General features: G+C 67.0%; 8 protein-coding genes. 1 reads left to right on the plus strand and 7 read right to left on the minus strand.

Translation table 11 applies throughout. The annotated features are described in order from the left end of the window. Nucleotides 1–185: 185 nt before the first annotated feature. Entirely contained in the window at nucleotides 186–815 is a 630-nt protein-coding gene (locus ACWIFB_RS17175; RefSeq protein ID WP_378002108.1) for a hypothetical protein, read from the plus strand. Nucleotides 816–879: 64 nt separating this feature from the next. Here the strand turns inward: ACWIFB_RS17175 and ACWIFB_RS17180 are convergent, their stop codons facing one another. From ACWIFB_RS17180 to ACWIFB_RS17210, 7 genes are all read right to left on the minus strand, one after another. Continuing rightward, nucleotides 880–1,158 (minus strand): hypothetical protein, encoded by a 279-nt coding sequence (locus tag ACWIFB_RS17180; protein WP_378002109.1) that lies wholly within the window; start codon nucleotides 1,156–1,158, stop codon nucleotides 880–882. A 6-nt stretch (nucleotides 1,159–1,164) separates the two neighbouring features. Further along, a complete protein-coding gene (locus ACWIFB_RS17185) occupies nucleotides 1,165–1,491 on the minus strand; it encodes a hypothetical protein (RefSeq protein WP_061230129.1) in 327 nt (108 codons plus the stop codon). Nucleotides 1,492–1,496: 5 nt separating this feature from the next. Continuing rightward, nucleotides 1,497–2,291: a ParA family protein gene (locus ACWIFB_RS17190; RefSeq protein WP_061230130.1), complete on the minus strand. Its 795-nt coding sequence runs from the start codon at nucleotides 2,289–2,291 to the stop codon at nucleotides 1,497–1,499. A 176-nt stretch (nucleotides 2,292–2,467) separates the two neighbouring features. Beyond that, nucleotides 2,468–3,367, minus strand: a complete 900-nt coding sequence (locus tag ACWIFB_RS17195; RefSeq protein ID WP_454058884.1) for an ArdC-like ssDNA-binding domain-containing protein — start codon at nucleotides 3,365–3,367, stop codon at nucleotides 2,468–2,470. Between the two features lie 163 nt (nucleotides 3,368–3,530). Then, a complete protein-coding gene (locus tag ACWIFB_RS17200; protein WP_378002048.1) occupies nucleotides 3,531–3,773 on the minus strand; it encodes a hypothetical protein in 243 nt (80 codons plus the stop codon). A 118-nt stretch (nucleotides 3,774–3,891) separates the two neighbouring features. Beyond that, nucleotides 3,892–4,176, minus strand: coding sequence for a hypothetical protein (locus ACWIFB_RS17205; protein WP_378002049.1), 285 nt, complete (start codon nucleotides 4,174–4,176; stop codon nucleotides 3,892–3,894). Between the two features lie 136 nt (nucleotides 4,177–4,312). Continuing rightward, nucleotides 4,313–4,867: a hypothetical protein gene (locus ACWIFB_RS17210; protein ID WP_378002050.1), complete on the minus strand. Its 555-nt coding sequence runs from the start codon at nucleotides 4,865–4,867 to the stop codon at nucleotides 4,313–4,315. Nucleotides 4,868–4,966 lie beyond the last annotated feature (99 nt).

The raw sequence follows: 4,966 nt of genomic DNA on the forward strand, positions 1-4,966 counted from the left end.
GGGCTGACCACCAGAAACGCCCCACCACCCAAGGCCGGCCACCCACCCACGCCAGGGGACTACGCCCCGGGAGGTGACAGACGGTATTGCACGCGGGAGCTGGCCCCAGAACACCCGCACCCGTCGGGCAAATAGTCGTTTTATTAGTTTTTCTTGGAAGACAAGGTCGGATGAGAGGACGCGTAGTGCCGACTGGCGAGAAGGATTTGAGGCTTGTCGTTGATTTCCAGCAGGAGCACGTCGAGGTGATCTCGGGCGGGAATCGGCGTATCGCTCGGACTCCCAGCAGCCCTGATAGGGGTTTGGTGACGACGTGGCCGGTGTTCCTGGCGATTGTCGTGGCCGCGACCGGCCGGCCACGTGACAGACGTTCCGGAGCTGATGAGTGGTGGGAGCTCGAGGTCGACCCGGTGTCGATGACGGACAGCATCGGCGACGACATTCCCCCGTTTTCGCTGGCCCGTCTAACCGGGGAGCCGTTCTTGGCCAACAACTCCAAAGAGTTCCTCTACTGGCATGTCGATCATCACGGCAATAGGGACGCGGAAGGACACTCGCCCGGATGCGGGGATCCCGATAGCCTCACGGAAGCAGATCTGATCTGGCTCGGAGGATCAGTCTTGGATGACTACTTCGATCTGTATGAGCAGGCGTATGAGACGTCGTCGTCGGGCCGGGAAGAGGGGTTTTCGATCCAGGGGCGATGGGTCGGGCGCTTCATCACGTACCCGGACAACGGTGAGTACAGGGTCGAGTTCTACGCACCGTCGAAGTTCGAGCGACTGGGCTTCGGGGACGTCGCCTGGGCCGACTAGCTGGCGATGTGGGGATTGCAGAAGACGTTCTATGTCGGCACGGGGTTAGCTAGTAGCGCCTTGCTCAGCTCGTCAGCGTTCTGGCGGCTCGGAGGGTGGCGATGAGGTCGGTGCGTCCACTTGGGGTGATGCGGGGCGCGATGACGGCGTGGGGCTCGTCGCCGAGGGCGATGAGGTGGGCGTGGTGCTGGTACGGATCGTGGGCGTGGATGTCGATGGTGCTGGCTGAGGCGTGGTGGGCGGCCAGGTCGAGCGCTTCGGTGAGGTCGCCGGCGGTGGTGAGGTTCTGTTGTGCCAGTAGCTCGCCGGTCGGGGCGGTCGTGGTGATGGTGATGATGTGCATGGGTGTCTACCTCTTGTAGGTGGTGCGTCCGCCGGCGCGGAACGGGCTGGCGTCGGCGTGGAAGGACTGGCCGTCGTTGTGTTCGGCGTCGAGCCGGTCGAGCAGCTCCTCGAAGGCGCGGACGGTGAATGCGACGGCGCTGGGGAGGTCTTCGGCGTCCTCGAGGGCCTGGCATGTGCCCCAGACTCGTTCGACGAGGTCGGCGGGCAGGCGCACGTTCCAGTTGCGGTATTCGGGGGCGTCGGCTGGGCGGTCGGCCTTCTCCCCTGCCGCGGCCTGGGCGACGAGGCTGTCGGTGGTCTTGCGCTGGCGAACGGGCGGCTTGGCGGCCATGGGTATCAGTTCCTCTCGGCGGTCAGGGTGGTCAGCAGCTCGTGGAAGCTGTCGCGGACGGTGACGGCGGCGATTTCCTTGAGCTCGTCCAGGCCTTGGCCGTTGGCGGCGGCTTCGGCGATGAAGGCGCGGCGTGGGATGTCGTGGGGGTGGACGCGGTAGCCGGAGGCGTCGGCCCATTCGCGGATCTCGGTGGCGACGCGGCCGTGGGTGGCGGTGCGGGTTGTGTCGCGCAGGTTGATGAGGATGTCCGGATCGGGCAGCGGCCGGGTGGGGCGGAGGTCTTCGTTGATTTCGTCGACGAGTTCCCCGGTGTCGCTGATGCCGTTGAACGAGTCGTTTTCGGGTTCGGTGACGAGCAGGACCCGGTCGGCGGCGTAGAGGGCGTTAATGGTGCCCAGTGATAGGCCGCGGTCGCAGTCGATGACGATGAGGTCGTAGTCGTCGCGGACGGCGTCTAGGGCTTTGTGTAGGACTTTGCCGGGGGCTACTCCCCCAAGTGATTGCAGAGCTGCGGCCAGTGCGCCGCGTCCGGACGGGACGATGTCGAGTCCGTCGCGGCGGGTGGTGTGGGTGGCCCGGTCGAGGGTGACGCCTGGGGTGCGGGCGTAGATGTCGGCGAGGGTGTGGCCGTCGGGGTCGCGGTCGCCGAGGATGCGCAGGGCCACTCCCCCTTGGGCGTCGTGGTCGATGACCAGGACGCGGCGTCCGTCGGCGACGGCGGCATGGGCGAGCATGAGGGCGCTGGTGGTCTTGCCGACGCCGCCCTTGTGGTTGGCGATCGCGATGACCGTGGTCATGGGCACTTTCCCTTCTTTATGCGTGCATGGTGCGAGTATATCCGTGCATGGTGCGGGCATGGCGCAAGTGTGATGCTCGGGTGAGGGGCGTGTCGTGGCCGGCCACTGGGGCGGGTGGCCGGCGGTCGGGCGTGGCGCTTAGCGGAGCGGCGCCACGCCCGACCGCCCCCGCCGGCCTAGCCGGCGTCCTCCTCGGTCTCGTCGGTGAGGGCTTCGGCGATGAGGTGAACGGCTTCCTGGACCCGGATGGCGGTGGCTTTGACCTTCTCGGCCTGGCCGCCGCTCCAGCTGGCGACGTAGCCCACGCTGTAGTCGCTGGTGTCGAGACCGTGCAGTCCGGCCACGACGTAGGCGACGGATTCGGCTTCGAGCTCGCAGGTGGCCTGGTCGGGCTCGGTGGTCGCCTTGCCGTCCTCGTCGGTGTGCAAGATCGCGTGCGCGGCCTCGTGGATGGCGGTCTTGGCGGCGTGGGCGTCGGACAGGTCGGCGTCCACGACGATTCTGCGGCTGCCGTCGATGGTGCAAAAGCCGTTGACCTCGCCGGGGATCTGCTCGCGGGTGACGGTCCAGCCCTGGCCGGTCATCCATGCGGTGATGCGCTGGAACAGGTCGGCGGGGTCGTCGCCCTGGAGCTGGGCCACGGGGGCGGTGGGCTGTTCGACGCCTTCGATGGGGTCGGTCTGGGAGATGTCGAACACCGACACCACGGGCGGCGGGCACTTGACGGCGCGGCGGGTCTTCTCGCCGGTGGTCTCGTCGGTCTCGGACGCGATGCGGAAGGGCTTGCCGAAAATGCGGATCGCGGTCTCACCCTTACGGACCTGGCGGCCCTTGACCTGCCATGCCTTGAATCCGGCGACCTGGGTGGCGTGGGGGCACTGCACCTGAATCAGCAGCGTGTTGTTGAGGCTGTACTGGTGGAAGCTGCCCAGGAAATCGAGCCAACGCTGCCACTGGCCGGACTCGGTGAGGGCGTTGACGGCGGCGGTCAGCTCGTTGTGCATCTGCTCGACCTTGGCGGCGCGGGCCTCACGGGCAGCTTCGCGCTGCTGCGGGGTGTAGGTCTTGCGGGCCATTGTTGGCTCCTTTCGGGTTCGGGGTGAGGGGCCTCTGTGGCCCGCTCTGCTTCTAGCATACACGTATGATGCGCGTATGCAACGAGTATGATGCGCTCGTGCCTTAATCCAATGCGGGGCCGCCTGCCCGGCTCGCTTGTGGCGGGCCGGGCAGGCGGTGAGGTTAGAGGTTCAGCCCTCCGGCGCAGCCGAAGCACCGCGCCCCGGAGGCGCTGGCGGTGATGGCCTCGCCGCAGTTGGCGCAGCGGCGGGCGGGATGGGCGAAGGCGTGCCGCCCGTCCTCGTAGTGCCACAGCATTTCGGTGCCGTCGTCGGCGAGCACCAGCCAGATTTCGGCCGCGATGGTGCGGAACTCGTCGGGGACCTCGAGGTCGAAGGACTCGAGGAGGGTTCCGGGCTTTGCCATTGTTGGCTCCTTTCGGGTTCGGGGTGAGGGGCCTCTGTGGCCCGCTCTGCTTCTAGCATACACGCATCATGCACACATTGTGCGTGTGTGATACGTTAATGTGTGTTTACCTGCGGGTTTAGGGTTCGGGAGCGTATACGAGGCGGCTGACTCCGCGGCTGGTGTAGTAGCCGCCGGTGAAGGTTCCGGTGTCGGATGGCTCGTCGTGGCCGAGTGACCAGACTTGGGCGGCGAGGTCGTCTGCGTCGAGTGTGCCGTCGGGCTTGGTGTGGGGGGTGACGATGCCGGTGCGGGGGCCGATGGTGATGCGGCGGGCGCGGTGGTCGCCCGCGCGGGCGAGGTTGACGGTTTGGCGCAGGAGGTCGCGCAGGCTGGTCGAGTGCAGGGGTTCGGCTGTGTCCATGCGGGCCAGCCTGGCACGGCTCGGGGCGATTTCTCCGTGACGCGGGGCTGTCCTGTTGTGGCCTGTGGAGGCGGGAGCGGGCTGTGAAATGCCCGGAGGGGACGCCCCTCGGGCGTCCCCTTTAGGGGGCTGTGGGCTAGGGCAGCAGCACGTCGAAGTGGGTGAGGGTGACGCTGTGGGCCGTGGGGGCGTTGGTGGTGCTGGTGAAGCGTGCGGTGAGGGCTCGGACGCGGGGGCCGATGTAGATGACTCCGGAGACGTAGTAGATGGTCTCTTTGCCGTTTTCGACGGTGTCGATGTCGGGGGTGTACTCGAAGATGGCGCGGTGGGTGTCGTTGGTGCGGACCTTGCGGGCGACGGCGGCGCGGTTGATCGCAGCGGCTCCCTGGGGGGTGGCGATGTGGTCCATGTCGGTGACGCGGCTGCGATGGTTGTTGTAGACGGCCAGGGCGACGCCGATGGCGCGGTAGATCTGGCGTAGGACCAGATCGGCGACGTTGGGGGATTCCTCGGCGGGTGCGCCGTGGTTGCGCTCGAGCTGCTGGGCGATGTCGTCGCGGGCGGCGTCCTTCACCTGCTCGATGAGCCAGTCGCTCGCCGCGAGCGGGGCCACGTTGTAGCGGCGCATATCGGCGTAGGCGGCGGCGATCCCCTCGGCGCCGGGGATGACGTAGGCGGGCGACGTGGCCATGGTCGCTCCTTTCGGGTTCGGGGTGAGGGGCCTTGTGGCCCGCTCTACTTCCATTATACACGCATCATACTAGTATGCAACTAGTATGGGCCGGTTAAA

This window comes from Dietzia sp. NPDC055340 (assembly GCF_053645335.1).